Origin of the sequence: Vibrio sp. SALL6 (genome assembly GCF_002002385.1) — a bacterium.
Taxonomy (GTDB): domain Bacteria; phylum Pseudomonadota; class Gammaproteobacteria; order Enterobacterales; family Vibrionaceae; genus Vibrio; species Vibrio parahaemolyticus.
Genome location: NZ_MQVK01000023.1, coordinates 83,346 through 98,963, shown reverse-complemented (window position 1 = coordinate 98,963; position 15,618 = coordinate 83,346). Strand labels below are relative to the sequence as shown.

Annotated in this window: 15 protein-coding genes; 8 read left to right on the top strand and 7 right to left on the bottom strand. The window is 44.0% G+C overall.

Going from position 1 to position 15,618, the window contains the following annotated elements; all coding sequences use genetic code 11:
- The first annotated feature begins 26 nt into the window (after positions 1 to 26).
- Complete coding sequence (locus BIW15_RS15165; RefSeq protein WP_005495530.1) at positions 27 to 488, top strand: isoprenylcysteine carboxylmethyltransferase family protein; 462 nt, start codon at positions 27 to 29, stop codon at positions 486 to 488.
- Between the two features lie 105 nt (positions 489 to 593).
- Here the strand turns inward: BIW15_RS15165 and BIW15_RS15160 are convergent, their stop codons facing one another.
- The 6 genes from BIW15_RS15160 to hutC all read right to left on the bottom strand — a co-directional run bounded on the left by BIW15_RS15160 (position 594) and on the right by hutC (position 8,032).
- Positions 594 to 1,319 (bottom strand): DUF3581 domain-containing protein, encoded by a 726-nt coding sequence (locus tag BIW15_RS15160; protein WP_005462640.1) that lies wholly within the window; start codon positions 1,317 to 1,319, stop codon positions 594 to 596.
- A gap of 270 nt (positions 1,320 to 1,589) precedes the next feature.
- Positions 1,590 to 3,125 carry a histidine ammonia-lyase gene (gene hutH / locus BIW15_RS15155; protein WP_025502080.1) on the bottom strand — a complete coding sequence of 512 codons (1,536 nt, stop codon included), beginning with the start codon at positions 3,123 to 3,125 and terminating at the stop codon, positions 1,590 to 1,592.
- 11 nt (positions 3,126 to 3,136) lie between these two features.
- Positions 3,137 to 4,834 carry a urocanate hydratase gene (hutU, locus tag BIW15_RS15150; RefSeq protein WP_005462647.1) on the bottom strand — a complete coding sequence of 566 codons (1,698 nt, stop codon included), beginning with the start codon at positions 4,832 to 4,834 and terminating at the stop codon, positions 3,137 to 3,139.
- A gap of 84 nt (positions 4,835 to 4,918) precedes the next feature.
- The gene (gene hutG, locus BIW15_RS15145) at positions 4,919 to 5,941 is read right to left on the bottom strand and encodes a formimidoylglutamase (protein ID WP_077281243.1); all 1,023 of its coding nucleotides are present in this window, start codon (positions 5,939 to 5,941) and stop codon (positions 4,919 to 4,921) included.
- A gap of 1 nt (position 5,942) precedes the next feature.
- Positions 5,943 to 7,193, bottom strand: a complete 1,251-nt coding sequence (gene hutI, locus BIW15_RS15140) for an imidazolonepropionase (RefSeq protein ID WP_077281242.1) — start codon at positions 7,191 to 7,193, stop codon at positions 5,943 to 5,945.
- A 131-nt stretch (positions 7,194 to 7,324) separates the two neighbouring features.
- Entirely contained in the window at positions 7,325 to 8,032 is a 708-nt protein-coding gene (gene hutC / locus BIW15_RS15135; protein ID WP_024702683.1) for a histidine utilization repressor, read from the bottom strand.
- A 248-nt stretch (positions 8,033 to 8,280) separates the two neighbouring features.
- Here hutC and BIW15_RS15130 point away from each other — a divergent pair, with 248 nt between their 5' ends.
- Positions 8,281 to 9,024, top strand: a complete 744-nt coding sequence (locus BIW15_RS15130; protein ID WP_077281241.1) for a sporulation protein — start codon at positions 8,281 to 8,283, stop codon at positions 9,022 to 9,024.
- Here the strand turns inward: BIW15_RS15130 and BIW15_RS15125 are convergent.
- Positions 9,019 to 10,014, bottom strand: a complete 996-nt coding sequence (locus BIW15_RS15125) for a DUF3187 family protein (protein WP_077281240.1) — start codon at positions 10,012 to 10,014, stop codon at positions 9,019 to 9,021. The two genes, BIW15_RS15130 and BIW15_RS15125, sit on opposite strands and share 6 nt — an antisense overlap.
- A gap of 304 nt (positions 10,015 to 10,318) precedes the next feature.
- Here BIW15_RS15125 and thrS point away from each other — a divergent pair, with 304 nt between their 5' ends.
- The 6 genes from thrS (at position 10,319) to BIW15_RS15095 (ending at position 15,348) form a co-directional block, all read left to right on the top strand.
- Positions 10,319 to 12,247 carry a threonine--tRNA ligase gene (gene thrS, locus BIW15_RS15120; RefSeq protein WP_005490070.1) on the top strand — a complete coding sequence of 643 codons (1,929 nt, stop codon included), beginning with the start codon at positions 10,319 to 10,321 and terminating at the stop codon, positions 12,245 to 12,247.
- 3 nt (positions 12,248 to 12,250) lie between these two features.
- Entirely contained in the window at positions 12,251 to 12,802 is a 552-nt protein-coding gene (gene infC, locus BIW15_RS15115) for a translation initiation factor IF-3 (protein ID WP_071651979.1), read from the top strand.
- Positions 12,803 to 12,921: 119 nt separating this feature from the next.
- Complete coding sequence (rpmI, locus tag BIW15_RS15110; RefSeq protein ID WP_005462620.1) at positions 12,922 to 13,116, top strand: 50S ribosomal protein L35; 195 nt, start codon at positions 12,922 to 12,924, stop codon at positions 13,114 to 13,116.
- A 40-nt stretch (positions 13,117 to 13,156) separates the two neighbouring features.
- On the top strand, positions 13,157 to 13,510 hold the full coding sequence (rplT, locus tag BIW15_RS15105) for a 50S ribosomal protein L20 (protein ID WP_004727974.1): 354 nt from the start codon (positions 13,157 to 13,159) through the stop codon (positions 13,508 to 13,510).
- A 245-nt stretch (positions 13,511 to 13,755) separates the two neighbouring features.
- Entirely contained in the window at positions 13,756 to 14,073 is a 318-nt protein-coding gene (locus BIW15_RS15100; protein ID WP_005462608.1) for a heavy metal-binding domain-containing protein, read from the top strand.
- A 465-nt stretch (positions 14,074 to 14,538) separates the two neighbouring features.
- Entirely contained in the window at positions 14,539 to 15,348 is an 810-nt protein-coding gene (locus BIW15_RS15095) for a helix-turn-helix transcriptional regulator (RefSeq protein WP_005462617.1), read from the top strand.
- The last annotated feature ends 270 nt before the right edge of the window (positions 15,349 to 15,618 follow it).

Below are 15,618 nucleotides of genomic sequence, written 5' to 3'. Positions count from 1 at the left end.
ACATTCCATTTCAAAGGATCTGAACCTTGAGAAAACTTGAACTCAAAGTCCCACCTGTTGCGGTGTTTATGCTGGTCATACTCTTGATGTACGGGCTTAAAGTCTTGACGCCGAGCATGAACATTCGAGTGCCCTTTGTTGAGTTTGTAGTCGGCGCACTAACTTTGTTGTCTGGCTACATGGGGATTGCCGGTGTATATGAATTTCGCAAAGTAAAGACTACCGTGAACCCAGTAAAACCTGATGCAGCATCTTCCGTTGTAAGAACTGGCGTGTTTGCCTTCTCACGTAACCCAATGTACATGGCGTTGTTACTGCTCATCATTGCGGTGGGTTTATGGTGGCAACATTTAAGTGTGGTGCTTTGCGGTGTGTTGTTTGTCAGTTATATGAATCGATTTCAAATCAAACCAGAAGAACATGTATTGGAAAGGTTGTTTGGTGATGAATACTTGGATTATAAAAACCAAGTTCGTCGCTGGATTTGAATACCGAGCTGCCATCGACTCATTTTTTAAGTAAAAAGAAAGCCCAACATTAATCGTTGGGCCTTCTTTTTGGTATCCGATTATTATCGCTAATTCGGCAGTCTGTTACGCTGCCTTAACGAACTTTGCTAGGAATGCATCCTTACGCTCATTAAAGCGGTGTACAAGGTCGTCAACGGCTTCTTGATCGTATGGCTTCAAACCACTCGCTACCATGCGTTTAATACCTTTACCGACCACTTCACCGTCTTCTTTGAATGCGAAGTTCAAAGTCACCACGCCACGCTTGCCATCTACATCAAACGTCGCACCAGTGAAATCCACTTCAGGATGTGTAAGGTCTAAGCGTGAAAATTCCACTTCCATGCTTTCATAAATAACCAGTGGACGCTGACAGTTGATCATCATTTGTTTCTCTTCCATAAGAGGAACCATGATGTGCGGGAAGTTCATGCCAGAAAACTGCACGTAATTTGTTACCACATGCTCAATAAAAGCCGGGTTGTGGTTGGTTTCGCCTTCACGAGACATGTGCAAGTATTCTTTGCCTGCCTCATCTACGACTGCGCTTTCTTTTTCACACTTATTTTCAATATGCAGCTCAATGCCATCATTTACCATGCCAGAGAAACGAAAGCGCATTTTTTGGCTGATGCCTTCTTTACTTAGTAGAACGGCAAATAGCAGGTCGCCAGGCACACAAAAGCGTTTGTTATCTTCATCATGAATAGGGTTGTAATCACCAGCCACGCGCTTAGCAAAGTGACTTGCTTGTTCACGAGTGAATTGAAATTGATGATTATTGTTTGAAAAATAAGGTGTTAGAAACATAATTATTAAGTAGTAACCAAAACTGTAAGGGATTATATGCGAATATCTGAGTAGCAATGGTCCATCCAGTAGAAAGTTCACTGCATTTTGACAATGCGCACCCAAATCAGCAGATAAACGTTTAAAAACACATGCTTGAATGGCTTATCCATTTATGATGCGAATAAGTGCGTCGCGCGACTCTGATATCACTCACGAATTGTTAAGAGTATAGACACAAAAAAGGCTCCACGAAGAGGTGGAGCCTAGACTGAAGTTTGCTTCTACAGGTTAATGTACGCTTGGCAGAAGGTTCTCTGGCATCAGTGCGTTATGTAGAGCGAGTTTCAACAACGTGTTTGCTTGCTCGATATCGGGTGCAAAGTAACGGTCTTTATCGTAGAACGACACTTTTTCACGCAGCATCTGTTTTGCAATTTCGATTCGCTCAGACGATTTATTTGGCGCCCTGAAATCCAAACCTTGCGCCGCCGATAGATATTCGACAGCCAGAATGCCGCGAGTGTTTTCACCCATTTCTCTCAGTCTTCGAGCCGCGAATGTCGCCATTGACACGTGGTCTTCTTGGTTTGCTGATGTTGGTAAGCTGTCTACTGAGGCTGGGTGAGCAAGGGTCTTATTTTCACTTGCTAATGCCGCAGAGGTTACTTGAGCAATCATGAAGCCAGAGTTCACGCCACCATTATCGACTAAGAATGGCGGTAGTTTTGATAGCGCGCTGTCGATGAGAAGTGCCATACGACGTTCAGACAAACTGCCAATTTCTGCAATGGCGAGAGCTAAGTTATCGGCTGCCATCGCAACAGGTTCTGCATGGAAGTTACCGCCGGAGATGATGTCGTTATCTTCTGCAAATACTAATGGGTTATCAGAAACGGAGTTCGCTTCTACTTGCAATACTTCAGCGGAGTTACGAATTTGCTGCAAACACGCGCCCATTACTTGCGGCTGACAACGCAGTGAGTATGGGTCTTGCACTTTTTCACAGTTAGTGTGCGATTCACCAATTTCACTTGATGTATCCAGTAGGTGACGGTATGCGAGTGCTGCGTCCATTTGGCTACGATGACCACGTACGCGGTGGATTCGAGGGTCGAACGGACGTCGGCTACCTAGTGCGGCTTCTACAGACATGGCGCCACACACGGTTGCTGACGCGAAAAGATCCTCGGCAATAAACAGACCTTCTAGCGCGAATGCTGTTGAAGCCTGTGTACCATTGAGTAACGCCAAGCCTTCTTTTGGCGCTAGTGTAATAGGCTCAAGACCAGCAATTTTTAGTGCTTCGTAGCCGGATACGATTTGGCCATTGTGACGTGCTTGACCTTCACCAAGCAGCACCGTACTCATGTGGGCTAGGGGAGCCAAATCGCCTGAAGCGCCCACCGAGCCTTTTTGAGGGACGCATGGATAAACTTGTGCATTGACCAAATCAATCAACATGTTGATGACTTTCAAACGAATGCCAGAAAATCCACGAGCCAAGCTGTTGATTTTTAAAACCATCATGAGGCGGACGGTTTCATCAGACATGAATTTGCCGATACCCGCAGCGTGAGATAAAACAATGCTTCTTTGCAGCGTTTCTAAGTCTTCCGGTGCAATTCGAGTGTTTGCCAAAAGACCGAAACCGGTGTTGATACCATAGACGGTACGATCTTCCGCAATGACGCGATCGACGACTTGAGTACTTTCTTCAATGCCCGGAATGGCCTCTGGGTCCAAAGTAAGGTTAACCGGGGAACGGCTCACTTGACGCAGTTCGTTTAAGCTAATATGACCTGGCTTTAGCGTTAAATTTAACATCTCTTTCATCCTTACTTGAGCTTCTTCAGTTCTTCGTTGAGCATTGGTAAATCCAGTCCTTGCTCGGCTGCACATTGTTTGGCGATATCATATCCCGCATCAGCATGACGCATTACACCCGTTGCAGGGTCGTTATGCAGTACGCGAGCAATGCGTTGAGAAGCATCGTCACTACCGTCACAACAAATGACCATACCCGAGTGTTGGGAGAAGCCCATACCGACGCCACCACCGTGATGAAGTGATACCCATGTTGCGCCGCCAGCAGTGTTCAATAATGCGTTTAATAGTGGCCAGTCTGATACTGCGTCAGAGCCGTCCATCATGCCTTCTGTTTCTCGGTTCGGGCTTGCTACAGAGCCTGAATCTAAGTGGTCGCGACCAATAACGATAGGAGCTTTCAGCTCACCATTTTTCACCATTTCGTTGAACGCTTGACCAAGGCGCTCACGATCTTTCAAACCTACCCAGCAAATACGAGCCGGAAGACCTTGGAACTGAATACGCTCACGCGCCATATCTAACCAGTTATGCAGATGTGGGTTGTCAGGAATCAACTCTTTTACTTTTTGGTCGGTTTTGTAAATGTCTTCTGGATCACCTGATAGAGCTGCCCAACGGAAAGGCCCAATGCCTTCACAGAATAAAGGACGAATATAAGCAGGAACGAAACCTGGGAAATCAAACGCATTTTCTACGCCTTCTTCCAGTGCCATCTGACGAATGTTGTTACCGTAATCGAGTGTCGCCGCGCCACGGCTTTGCAGATCAAGCATCGCTTGCACTTGTACTGCCATGGATTTCTTCGCTGCTTTTACAACAGCGGCTTCATCTTGCAGACGCATTTCTGCTGCGTGAGACATGCTCCAACCTTGTGGTAGGTAACCATTTAATGGGTCATGCGCAGAGGTTTGGTCAGTAACTACATCTGGTGTGATATTGCGCTCAACAAGCTCTGAGAAAACGTCGGCCGCGTTACCTAGAAGGCCAACAGATACTGGCGTGTCCGATTCTGTGATGATTGCGAGTGCTTCGTCTAGGGAAGTCGCTTTTTGGTCAACATAACCAGTGCGTAGACGGTAATCGATACGTGATTCGTCACACTCAACGGCAATCATTGAAAAACCTGCCATGGTGCCCGCAAGTGGCTGAGCGCCACCCATGCCACCAAGACCACCAGTTAGAACCCAGCGACCTTTTGCATCGCCGTTAAAGTGCTTTTTCGCAACTGACACGAAGGTTTCGTAAGTGCCTTGGACGATGCCTTGTGAACCGATATAAATCCAGCTACCCGCGGTCATTTGGCCGTACATCATCAAACCTTGCTTATCAAGCTCGTTGAAGTGTTCCCAATTTGCCCAATGCGGAACCAAGTTTGAGTTGGCAATGAGCACGCGCGGTGCGTTTTTGTGGGTTGGAAAAACACCCACAGGTTTACCTGATTGCACTAAAAGCGTTTGGTCATCTTCGAGTCTTTCCAGTACTTCTACAATCTTGTCGTAACATTCCCAGTTTCGTGCTGCGCGACCAATGCCGCCGTATACCACTAATGAATGTGGATGTTCTGCCACATCAGGATCTAGGTTGTTCATCAGCATACGAAGTGGGGCTTCTGTAAGCCAAGATTTTGCGCGCAGTTTATTTCCGTGAGGTGCACGAATTGTTCTGCTTGTATCAAGTCGTGGATCTTGTCCCTGGCGCTGTGTCATTTTCAGACTCCTTTAGTTTCTCGTGATGACCAAGTGCTTGCTTGGTCTTGTTATTCCAAATTCACTTAGGTTTCAAAGTGATGGTTATTTAATAGGCTGAGGTTTATGTTCTTTCTCCACCATGGCGTTGGCGATGTCCCAACACAAACGGGCAGCTAAGCGAGCGGTTTGACTATCGACATCGTAATTCGGGTTGTACTCTGCGATGTCAGCTAACATAAGCTTGTTTTTGTAGTGAAGAATTCGTTCTAAAAAAGGTGCGATTGTGTCGTAACTTACACCTCTAGCCGCAGGAGCACTTACGCCTGGCGCGGTTGCTGCTGGGAATACATCCAAATCAATGGTGAGATAGAGATAGTCACAATCGTCGATAAAGTGTTGCAGTTGGGTTAGGTGGTAGCTGTGATTCAAGTAATTGAGTTGACTATCTTCTACATACCATACGTTCAGCTCGTCTGCTTTTTGGAACAAAGCTTGCGTGTTGCTGCTGCGACTCACCCCCAAACAGGCGTAATGGAAAGCCCAATTATTACGCTGACAAAAATGATGAATTTGGTTGAATGGTGTACCTGAGCTTGGTTTTACATCCGCTAATGAACTTTCGAACGCACGCAAATCGAAGTGCGCATCGAAGTTAATGATGCCAATTTTTGGCTTTTTTTCTGGATGATGCGTTTTGAAATATTCCGCTAGACCAGAAAACGATGCCCACGCAATTTCGTGTCCGCCCCCCAAAACGATAGTTGGCGTGTGAGGTAGCGCTTCTGAAATGAGGTTTGCACAGCGTGATTGGCTTTCTTCTAACAAGTCATCATCGCAAACGACAGTCCCAAGATCATAAAGCGGGGCATCTTTATGCCAAGCGAGATTCGCTAACGCTCTACGAATCAAATCTGGTGCTTTTTTCGCTCCAATTCGGCCTTTGTTTCTCGCAACGCCTGCGTCGGTAGCAAAACCCAGAATGGATACGCCTTGAGAGGCTCTCTCTAGCTCGCTTGTTTTTTGATGTTTAACGACGTGGTGAATGCGTTGACCCAATTTGCCATCTTCAGCATCATGACGGCCTTGCCAGTGAAATTTTTGCTGGTGTAAATCTGACTGAGACATATTAAAAGCCTCCGTGTGAAACATATTCACCATTTACTATACGACCTACGAGGCGTTTTGCTCCGACTTGGTAACTTAAATCTGCTGGGTGTTCGATATCCCAGATAGCAAAGTCCGCATCGAAACCTGTTTTTATCACTCCTCGTGAGTTGGTGTAGCCAAGTGCTCGTGCAGCATGTTGCGTTACGCCGCGCAATGCTTCTTGTGGCGTGAGACGAAATAGGGTGCATGCCATATTCATCATTAGAGTCAGGTCGGAAAAGGGAGATGTACCTGGGTTTACATCGGTGGCGATGGCCATTGGCACGTGGTACTTCCTTAGTAGCTCAATCGGTGGTAACTGAGTTTCTCTCAAAAAGTAAAAAGCACCGGGTAGTAGTGTGGCTACGGTATCGGATTTCGAAAGGGCGATCACACCGTCTTCATCGAGATATTCGATATGGTCAGCCGAAAGGCCTCCGTACCGTGCAGTCAATTCAGTGCCACCAAGGTTCGATAGTTGCTCTGTGTGGCCTTTTACGTGTAAGCCATATTGTTTCGCTGTCGCAAATACTTTTTCGGTTTGATCCAAATTAAAACCGATAGACTCACAAAACACATCCACACTGGTAGCCAAGTTTTCCTCTGCGACGATTGGGATGATTTCCTGACAAATATGTTCGATGTAATCGTCTGCGCGACCTTCAAATTCAGGCGGTAAAGCATGAGCGGCAAGAAGGGTAGTTGTGATTTTGACTTTACGCTCTTGTTCTAAGGCTTTTGCAGCACGCAGCATTTTTAGTTCGTCTTTGAGCGTCAAGCCGTAGCCTGATTTTACTTCAACCGACGTAACCCCACTTGCTAACAAGCCATCTAAACGAGGCAACGCGAGCTCAATTAATTGCTCTTCAGTAGCTGCTCGAGTGGCCTTTACGCTGGAAAGGATACCGCCACCTTGCTTCGCTATTTCCTGATAAGGCACGCCGTTTAAGCGCATCTCAAATTCATTAGCGCGATTCCCCGCGTAAATTAAGTGGGTGTGGCAATCAATGAGTCCCGGCGTCAGAAGTTGACCTTGTAGGTCGATAGTTTGCGAATAGTGTTGAGGAGACAGAAGCGCTTCTATTTGAGGGGTGTCACTTCCAACTGGATGAGCACTGATAGCCGCGATTTTACCAGTTTGAATACCAACACGGGCTGGTGGCGTTGGTAAGTAACCTGCTTCACCTCGTTCCATGCTAACTAATCGGGCATTCTCAATCAGCAAATCCATTCTCTCAGTTCCTACTTTGATTTGTATCTTTAAATGTATATACAAATAAATAGGTCAAAAAGAATGCGATGACAAGCGTGATGTTGCTAAAATGTGATCAAAACGTAGTGAGAAAGGCTATTTATATGCACCTAGAGCAGAACTTTAGAGCTCAGCTTGTACTTGTTACCTGGGTGGTAGAGTAGAGCTGTACTGACCAATTTGTCTTGGCTCCATGTTCTACGATTAAGAAGAAGACAAGGTTCATTGGCCTGCATTTTCAAATCCAGTTTGATGCGATTATCGGGAACAATGGCTTCAACCGTGTGTTCAATCGCGCTCAACGGACAGTTATTAGATAGGTACTGATTAGGAGTAATTTGGGTGAAGTCTTGGTTAAGATAACTCGGGGCGTATTGGCTGTTTACCCAACGCAGTTCTAACTGAATAGGTGTGCTGTCTTCATAGTGAATGATCTCACTGTAAAACACTGTTGTACCAAGCATTACACCAAGTTTTATTGCAATGCTATCATCCGCTTTTATCGCGACTTGTTGAACTACTTTACTGCTGTATAGGCGTCCTCGGTCACTGACTTCTTCCGCTATATTGCGAATATCTAGTAATGGGGATTCTGATTTCTCACTAGGGTCACAAACGAACGTTCCCAACCTTGGGCGACGCTGTAGTTTTCCTTCATTCACCAAATCTCGTATCGCTTTGTTTACTGTCATTCGGCTTACACCGAACTGTTCAGTCAGCTCGATTTCAGTCGCAATGCGCTGTCCGACCATCCAATCTCCGGAATCAATTTTATCGAGGATAAATTGTTTGATTTGCATGTAGAGTGGCGCAGACATAATGATACCTTTTAAATTGACTATACAAATACTGCTCAATTTAAGTACAAATTGCAAATAGTTATCGACAAATACGACATTTAGATACAAATAACGGGCATTTGCTTGCTGAATGATTTGGCTGATTTGATATTTTTTGAATCGATAATGGAATCAAGCCGTATTCTTGCGGTCTATTGCTTGCAGCTTATAAGGCAATTGTGTAAACAAAGCACAACTAATAAAAACAGTCGCAAAAAAGGAAAGGCATGTTTAAGAAATTAAAAGCATCGTTGGGTATTGGATCTGCAAAAGTGGATACTATTTTGGATGAAATGAGCGTGTTTCAAGGTGCGACGCTGAAGGGACATGTTCATATCAAAGGTGGGGATGTTGAACAGCAGATCGACGCTATCACCATTAAATTGAACACAGAAATGAAAGTTGAAGTGGACGATAGCGTAAGTTATCAAACCTTCACTATCGACCAGCTCAAGGCGGTTGACCCGTTTGTGATTCAACCGAATGAAGAAAAACAAGTGCCTTTCGAGCTAAAACTGCATGATGAAACACCTATCACTGCGGTTAGCGCATTGAAGAACCAGTGTAATGTTTGGGTAGAAACCACTCTGGATATTGATTTTGCCATCGACCCACGAGATCGCGATTACATTGAAGTGAAACCACTACCAGTGGCATCTCGCGTTATTCGAGCGATTGAACAAGCTGGTTTTACTATGGTGAAAGCAGATGTCGAAAAAGGCTTCTTGCGCGGCGGCTCTTTTGCCTCCCGTTCTGGTATCTATCAAGAGCTTGAGTTTCGCAATAGCGGGTTTGTGTCTTCAAAGGAAATTGAGCTGTCTTTCATTTTGGAAGGGCAGGTGATCCACTGTTTGGCTGAAATTGACCGTTCTTTGAGCTTCTCAGGTGATCAGTATCGCTCATTCACATTGCCAATCAATGCCACTGATGCGCAAGTGGCAGCCGCAGTGGCACCAACCTTGAGTCTATAAAAACTCGCTTTCCGAGTCAGATGAAAGTAGGTACCGATATCCAATCGTGAATGCGATATCGGTACTGTTATCCATATTTCTCGCATTCTCTATCGCCATGATTTCAAGGGCAGAGTTGCCCATGAGATAGCGATATCCCATCACAATTTCATTTGACGCATCGGCAAATTCTGCTGGCCCCTCTGTGGATCCTTGATACCAGTGGTATTCAACAATAAAGTGGTGGTTTTCCCAAGGTGCATAACGATATCCGCCCGCCATTGCAGCGGTGTTGTGGCGGTAAGGTAAATCGAGAAGAGCACGATCGTCAGAACGAAAAGTCATCCCGAACATTGAATAGAAAGCGTGTGCTCCGTACAGATAAGAGTAATTGAGTTGCACGCCTTGCTCAAAGTTACTGCCTTTAAAGGTACCGTGCGCGACTTTGTTATAATAGAGGCTTCCTCCTAGCGAAAGACCATGACGTTCATTTTGCAATATTTGGTATTGAACGTACGTCGAGAGGTTGTTCGCGATGGTTTGGCCTTCGAAGCCGTCTTCCAACACGTCATATTGCGGCATTGAGATGTAAAAGCGGTTTTTATCAACTTTATCTCGCCCGTTTTGTCCAATTCCAAATAGGTCATGAAAGCTCTCTGTTAAGCCATCCAGATGATTATCTGCAGCAAATACCCAGCGATAATTGAGTTCCCATTGCCATTGAGAACTGACTTGCCACTTAGCTCCAATTTCTAATTGGTTGTGGTAATAATCCAAAGCGTATTCGTCGGTATGAGCCCAAACACTCGCTATTGTCGCCGAGCCATAAGCTTCTATGTACTCTGAAGGCAAGTTAAACCCAGAGCGGAGATGGTTGGTATGACTGACCACTTGGATTGGCGATTGAGCGTAAGATCGAAGTGGTCCGTAAAGATCGTTAGAGGCAAAAGTGGAAGCAGGCAACCAAAAAGCAAAAGCCAATATTGTAGGTTGCCATCGATTTTTCTTCATGATGAATACCTAAATATAGATTACTCAATAAATTAACTATAGTGTCACTCATTGTTTCGTGCCGCTAATTATACCAATGGTGTTTTTCGCCGAGTAGCTTATTTAGTAGTGAACTTTCAATGACAAACTGAAATCGCGCTTTGCAATCTAAATGTGAGCTAGGTACAATCGCTCTTCCGATAGCGGTCCGGTATTCGTGTTACTGAGCGACCTCTATCGCTTCTCAACTATTTATCAACAAATAGCTTCTAAATTTGAATAACATGTGTTGCTTGGTATGCAACACCACTGTAAAGGACATAGCATGCCTATTATTACTCTTCCTGACGGCAGTCAGCGTCAATTTGACAACCCAGTATCTACAATGGAAGTTGCGCAATCGATCGGTCCCGGTCTTGCAAAAGCAACGATTGCTGGTCGTGTTAACGGTAACCGCGTTGATGCGTGTGATCTAATTGAAGAAGACGCAAGCCTAGAAATCATCACAGTAAAAGATGAAGTTGACGGTCTAGAAATCGTTCGTCACTCTTGTGCTCACCTTCTTGGTCACGCTCTAAAACAGCTATACCCACAAGCTAAAATGGCGATTGGTCCTACCATCGACAATGGCTTCTACTACGACATCGACCTAGACGAGTCTCTAACGCAAGAAGATCTTGAAAAGATCGAAAAGCGCATGAAAGAACTTGCGAAAACCAAGTACGAAGTTGTTAAGAAAAAAGTAAGCTGGCAGGAAGCACGTGATACATTTGAATCACGTGGTGAACCGTACAAAGTGGAAATCCTAGACGAAAACGTATCTCGTGATGATCGTCCGGGCCTATACCACCATGAAGAATACATTGACATGTGTCGTGGTCCTCACGTTCCTAACATGGGCTTCTGTCAACACTTCACTTTATTGAATGTTGCAGGCGCTTACTGGCGTGGTAACAGCGACAACAAAATGCTTCAACGTATCTACGGTACTGCTTTCCACGATAAGAAAGCACTGAAAGCGCACCTAACTCGTCTAGAAGAAGCGGCGAAGCGTGACCACCGTAAAATCGGTAAGCAATTAGACCTATTCCACATGCAACAAGAAGCACCGGGTATGGTGTTCTGGCATCACAATGGTTGGTCTATCTTCCGTGATCTAGAAGTGTTCGTTCGTGACAAACTAAACGAATACGACTACCAAGAAGTGAAAGGCCCACTAATGATGGACCGCGTTCTTTGGGAACGTTCTGGTCACTGGGATAAATACGCAGACGCGATGTTCACAACTTCTTCTGAAAACCGTGAATACGCAATCAAACCAATGAACTGTCCTGGTCACGTTCAGATCTTTAACCAAGGTCTGAAATCGTACCGTGATCTTCCGCTACGTATGGCAGAGTTTGGCTCATGTCACCGTAACGAACCATCTGGCGCACTACACGGCATTATGCGTGTACGTGGCTTTACTCAGGATGACGCTCACATTTTCTGTACTGAGAGTCAAATCCAAGAGGAAGTAACAAGCTGTATTAAGATGGTTTACGATACGTACCAAACATTTGGTTTTGACAACATCGTAGTGAAACTGTCTACTCGTCCAGAAAAACGTGTAGGTTCAGATGAAATCTGGGATCAATCTGAAGAAGCATTGAAACAGTCTCTAGAATCAATGGAAATTCCATACGAGATTCAAGAAGGCGAGGGTGCATTCTACGGTCCTAAGATCGAGTTTACGCTATATGACTGTCTAGACCGTGCATGGCAATGTGGTACAGTTCAGCTAGACTTCAACCTACCTGGTCGCCTAGGTGCAACTTACGTAGGTGAAAACAACGAACGTCTTGTTCCGGTAATGATTCACCGTGCAATTCTAGGTTCTCTAGAACGTTTCATCGGTATCCTTATCGAAGAATATGCTGGTTTCTTCCCAACTTGGTTGGCGCCAGAACAAGCAGTTCTTATGAACATTACTGATAAACAGTCAGGTTATGTTCAAGAAATCGTACAAAAACTACAAAAAAGTGGAATTAGAGCTAAAGCGGACTTGAGAAATGAGAAGATTGGCTTTAAAATCCGCGAACATACTTTGAAGCGTGTACCGTATATGCTTGTTGTTGGTGACCAAGAAATGGAAGCTGGCGAAATTGCAGTACGTACTCGTAAAGGCAAAGATCTTGGTAAATTTAAAGTGGATGACTTCATCGCATACATCCAAGACGAGATCTCTAGCCGTAAGCTCAATCTGGAGGAATAAGCTATTAAAGGCGGAAGACGTGGCCAACAGCCGGTAAAACAAAACCCGCACCGTATCAACGGTGAAATTCGTGGTATTCGTGAAGTTCGACTAACAGGCGCTGACGGTGAATCAGTTGGTGTTGTATCGATTCAAGAAGCCATTGCAGCTGCTGAAGAAGCTGGTATGGATCTCGTTGAGATCAGCCCTAACGCCGAGCCACCAGTTTGTCGTGTGATGGACTATGGTAAGTTCCTCTTCGAGAAGAGCAAATCTGCTAAAGAGCAGAAGAAGAAGCAAAAGCAGGTCCAGATCAAGGAAGTAAAATTCCGTCCTGGAACTGATATTGGAGACTATCAGGTAAAACTACGCAACCTGACGCGTTTCCTTGAAGAAGGCAACAAAGTGAAGGTAACAATTCGCTTCCGTGGCCGAGAGATGGCACACCAAGACATCGGTGTCGACGTTCTAAACCGCTTGAAAGAAGACACTGCAGAAATTGCTGTAGTAGAAGCTTTCCCTAGCCGTATTGAAGGTCGTCAGATGATCATGGTGCTAGCCCCTAAAAAGAAGTAATTAACGGCTCATAAAGTAATTGAAACCCAGCCGTTTCCCTTTGAATAAAAGGCAACGGATGGGTTTTGTTCGCCCTAATTACATTGTTTATTAAACTACTCAATGCGGAGTTATTCATCATGCCTAAGATGAAAACCAACAAAGGTGCTGCTAAGCGTTTTAAGAAAACTGCTGGTGGTATTAAGTACAAGCACGCTACTAAACGTCACATCCTGACTAAGCGTACTACTAAGAACAAGCGTCAACTACGTCCAAATGCAATCCTTCCACGTTGTGAAGTGGCTGCAGTAATCCGTATGTTGCCATACGCTTAATTCTTTTTAGTTATCAATCGTTTAGTTTAGGAGAAGCATAATGCCTCGCGTAAAACGTGGTGTACAAGCTCGTGCACGTCATAAGAAAGTTCTAAAACAAGCTAAAGGTTACTACGGTGCACGTTCACGTGTTTACCGCGTAGCTTTCCAAGCAGTTACTAAAGCTGGTCAATACGCTTACCGTGACCGTCGCGCTAAGAAACGTCAATTCCGTCAACTATGGATTGCACGTATCAACGCGGCATCTCGTCAAAATGGTCTATCTTACAGCCGTTTCATCAACGGTCTTAAGAAAGCATCTATCGAGATCGACCGTAAGATCCTTGCGGACATCGCAGTATTCGACAAAGCTGCATTTGCAGTTCTAGTTGAAAAAGCGAAAGCTGCTCTTTAATTAGCAGTTTAGGTTTAAGGAAAGGAGAGCATTTGCTCTCCTTTTTTATTATCTGTAATTTCTCTTCTGTGCGTTTTTTTACTTGTTTGCATCACTTCTGGTTACACTCCTCTCACATTGAATACTTTCAATAAAGGTATTCACGCACAGCCACTTCTATATAACTTACTAACACTATCTTGATTTCATATTTAAAGGCTTGGTGGTAACGTACTGTATTTACTTCATAGAATTAAGGGCACGACATGATTTACACAACAACAGATACGATTCCAGGCAAGGAAATAGCAGAAGTCAGAGGAGTGGTGACGGGCAACGTTGTTCAATCTAAGCATATAGGCAGAGACCTAATGGCTGGTCTAAAAAGCATTGTTGGTGGAGAGATCCGCGGATACACCGAAATGATGACCGAAGCACGTGACATTGCTATTCAACGTATGGTCGAGCAAGCGAACCAGAAAGGCGCTGATGCGATTGTAGGAATTCGCTTTACTACAAGCTCAATTGTCGATGGTTCATCTGAAATCCTTGCTTTTGGTACCGCTGTAAAGCTCGTGGAATAGAATTGCTTTTGATTGGCGAGGCTACATCGGTTCTTCGCCTTCTTTAGACTCTCCCTCAAGTGGTTTGAGTAAGCCATAGCTTCACTCCTAAATGTTAAAAAAACTCAAATTCTAATCCTAGGGCTTTTTTGTGAGTGTGAATTTTTATTCATTTTATTGGCTGGCTTTAAGTAGGGTGAATATTCTAAAACTAGTTATGTGATCTGGTGTTATCTTCTTGTTTTAATTATCTAAGCCATACAAATTGCGATCAGGTAAACTGATTTTATTTCTTTTATTATTAAATGACTTAGATATATATAACCAAGTTCAATGTCTTTTGAGTTATGTCATTTGCGTGTTGAATGGTGTTGTTGGTATATTAATTCAAGAATTTATTATAAAAATATGAACTTATAGCTTGCTAATAAGCTCTAAATTGTTACAAATATTATAAAGCTGTAACATTGCCAAAAGGAATAGTAGATGAGAGATCTGACTCCCGAATATTTGCTAGCCGCTTTACGACAAGCGATTAAAACAAAGGGGCTAACATATCGAGAGCTATCTGAAAAAATGGGCATGCCATTGTCCACTTTTAAGAGACATTTAACCAGTACCAACCTCGCGTTAGATAAACTGCTTGAATACTGTCGTGCGATTGACTGTACATTGGATGAATTGCAAAAGTTAGCCAATCAGTTGCAAGGTGAAGATGAAGATTATTTTAGTCGAACACAAGATGAAGTGTTTTTTCAGTTCCCACATCTTTACGATTTTTATCGTGAACTGAGGATGTTGCGCGGAAAAGATGGATACACAATTTTAAAGAAGAAATACGACTTATCAGAGCAAAGCATGTCTGATTATCTGGGTGCACTAGAGTTGCTAGACCTTGTTTACGTAGATGAAAACAAAAGTATTACGTTGCACGGCCCGCTGTACTACAGCTACGCAGAAAACTCGAAGTTAAACGATAAGTACACCGAGATAATCAAAGAGCAAACAACGACACATGATAAATGCGTTCGTGTTGCTTTGGCGCGAATGAAAATTACGGAAGAACAGTTGCTGGAGCTTGAAGATCAAGTAGCGAAAACGGTGATTGATTTTCACTCGAAGAATGTTGTCGCTGAAAACTTTAATGTTTCCGACTTCACAAACGTAGTTCTACTTGCTGGGCCACATCAACCAGTGACATTCTCTGATGGAATTGTAGAAACAGAATCTCGTTTTATTGACGATATTCGCTACGCAATTGCAGCAGCAGGGGATAAACCAAGCCTTTCAATTTAATCCATTCACTTATCTCTCAGAGCCAATGGCTTGCATCTTAGGTATTGGGAAATATCGAGTTTGTAAGCTCTTGGCTTAACGTCTATCTCTCGCCTAAATCTTCAGCACATCAGTTTGTCTAGCCTTTGTTTTTGCATTTTAATGATAAAACTATAGATTTTTGTAATTTTTCGTTATGGATAAATTCATACTTGTAATGTTTGTTTTTTGATCTATTATGACGAAGTGTCAATTATGACGGTTCGTCAAAAATGGTGACGTTCCTGTTTT

Bases quoted from the DNA above. Each gene is read 5' to 3' on its own strand.
- BIW15_RS15160 (WP_005462640.1), bottom strand. From the start codon at position 1,319: ATGTTTCTAACACCTTATTTTTCAAACAATAATCATCAATTTCAATTC.
- hutH (WP_025502080.1), bottom strand. From the start codon at position 3,125: ATGTTAAATTTAACGCTAAAGCCAGGTCATATTAGCTTAAACGAACTG.
- hutU (WP_005462647.1), bottom strand. From the start codon at position 4,834: ATGACACAGCGCCAGGGACAAGATCCACGACTTGATACAAGCAGAACA.
- hutG (WP_077281243.1), bottom strand. From the start codon at position 5,941: ATGTCTCAGTCAGATTTACACCAGCAAAAATTTCACTGGCAAGGCCGT.
- hutI (WP_077281242.1), bottom strand. From the start codon at position 7,193: ATGGATTTGCTGATTGAGAATGCCCGATTAGTTAGCATGGAACGAGGT.
- hutC (WP_024702683.1), bottom strand. From the start codon at position 8,032: ATGTCTGCGCCACTCTACATGCAAATCAAACAATTTATCCTCGATAAA.
- BIW15_RS15130 (WP_077281241.1), top strand. From the start codon at position 8,281: ATGTTTAAGAAATTAAAAGCATCGTTGGGTATTGGATCTGCAAAAGTG.
- BIW15_RS15125 (WP_077281240.1), bottom strand. From the start codon at position 10,014: ATGAAGAAAAATCGATGGCAACCTACAATATTGGCTTTTGCTTTTTGG.
- thrS (WP_005490070.1), top strand. From the start codon at position 10,319: ATGCCTATTATTACTCTTCCTGACGGCAGTCAGCGTCAATTTGACAAC.
- rpmI (WP_005462620.1), top strand. From the start codon at position 12,922: ATGCCTAAGATGAAAACCAACAAAGGTGCTGCTAAGCGTTTTAAGAAA.
- rplT (WP_004727974.1), top strand. From the start codon at position 13,157: ATGCCTCGCGTAAAACGTGGTGTACAAGCTCGTGCACGTCATAAGAAA.
- BIW15_RS15100 (WP_005462608.1), top strand. From the start codon at position 13,756: ATGATTTACACAACAACAGATACGATTCCAGGCAAGGAAATAGCAGAA.
- BIW15_RS15095 (WP_005462617.1), top strand. From the start codon at position 14,539: ATGAGAGATCTGACTCCCGAATATTTGCTAGCCGCTTTACGACAAGCG.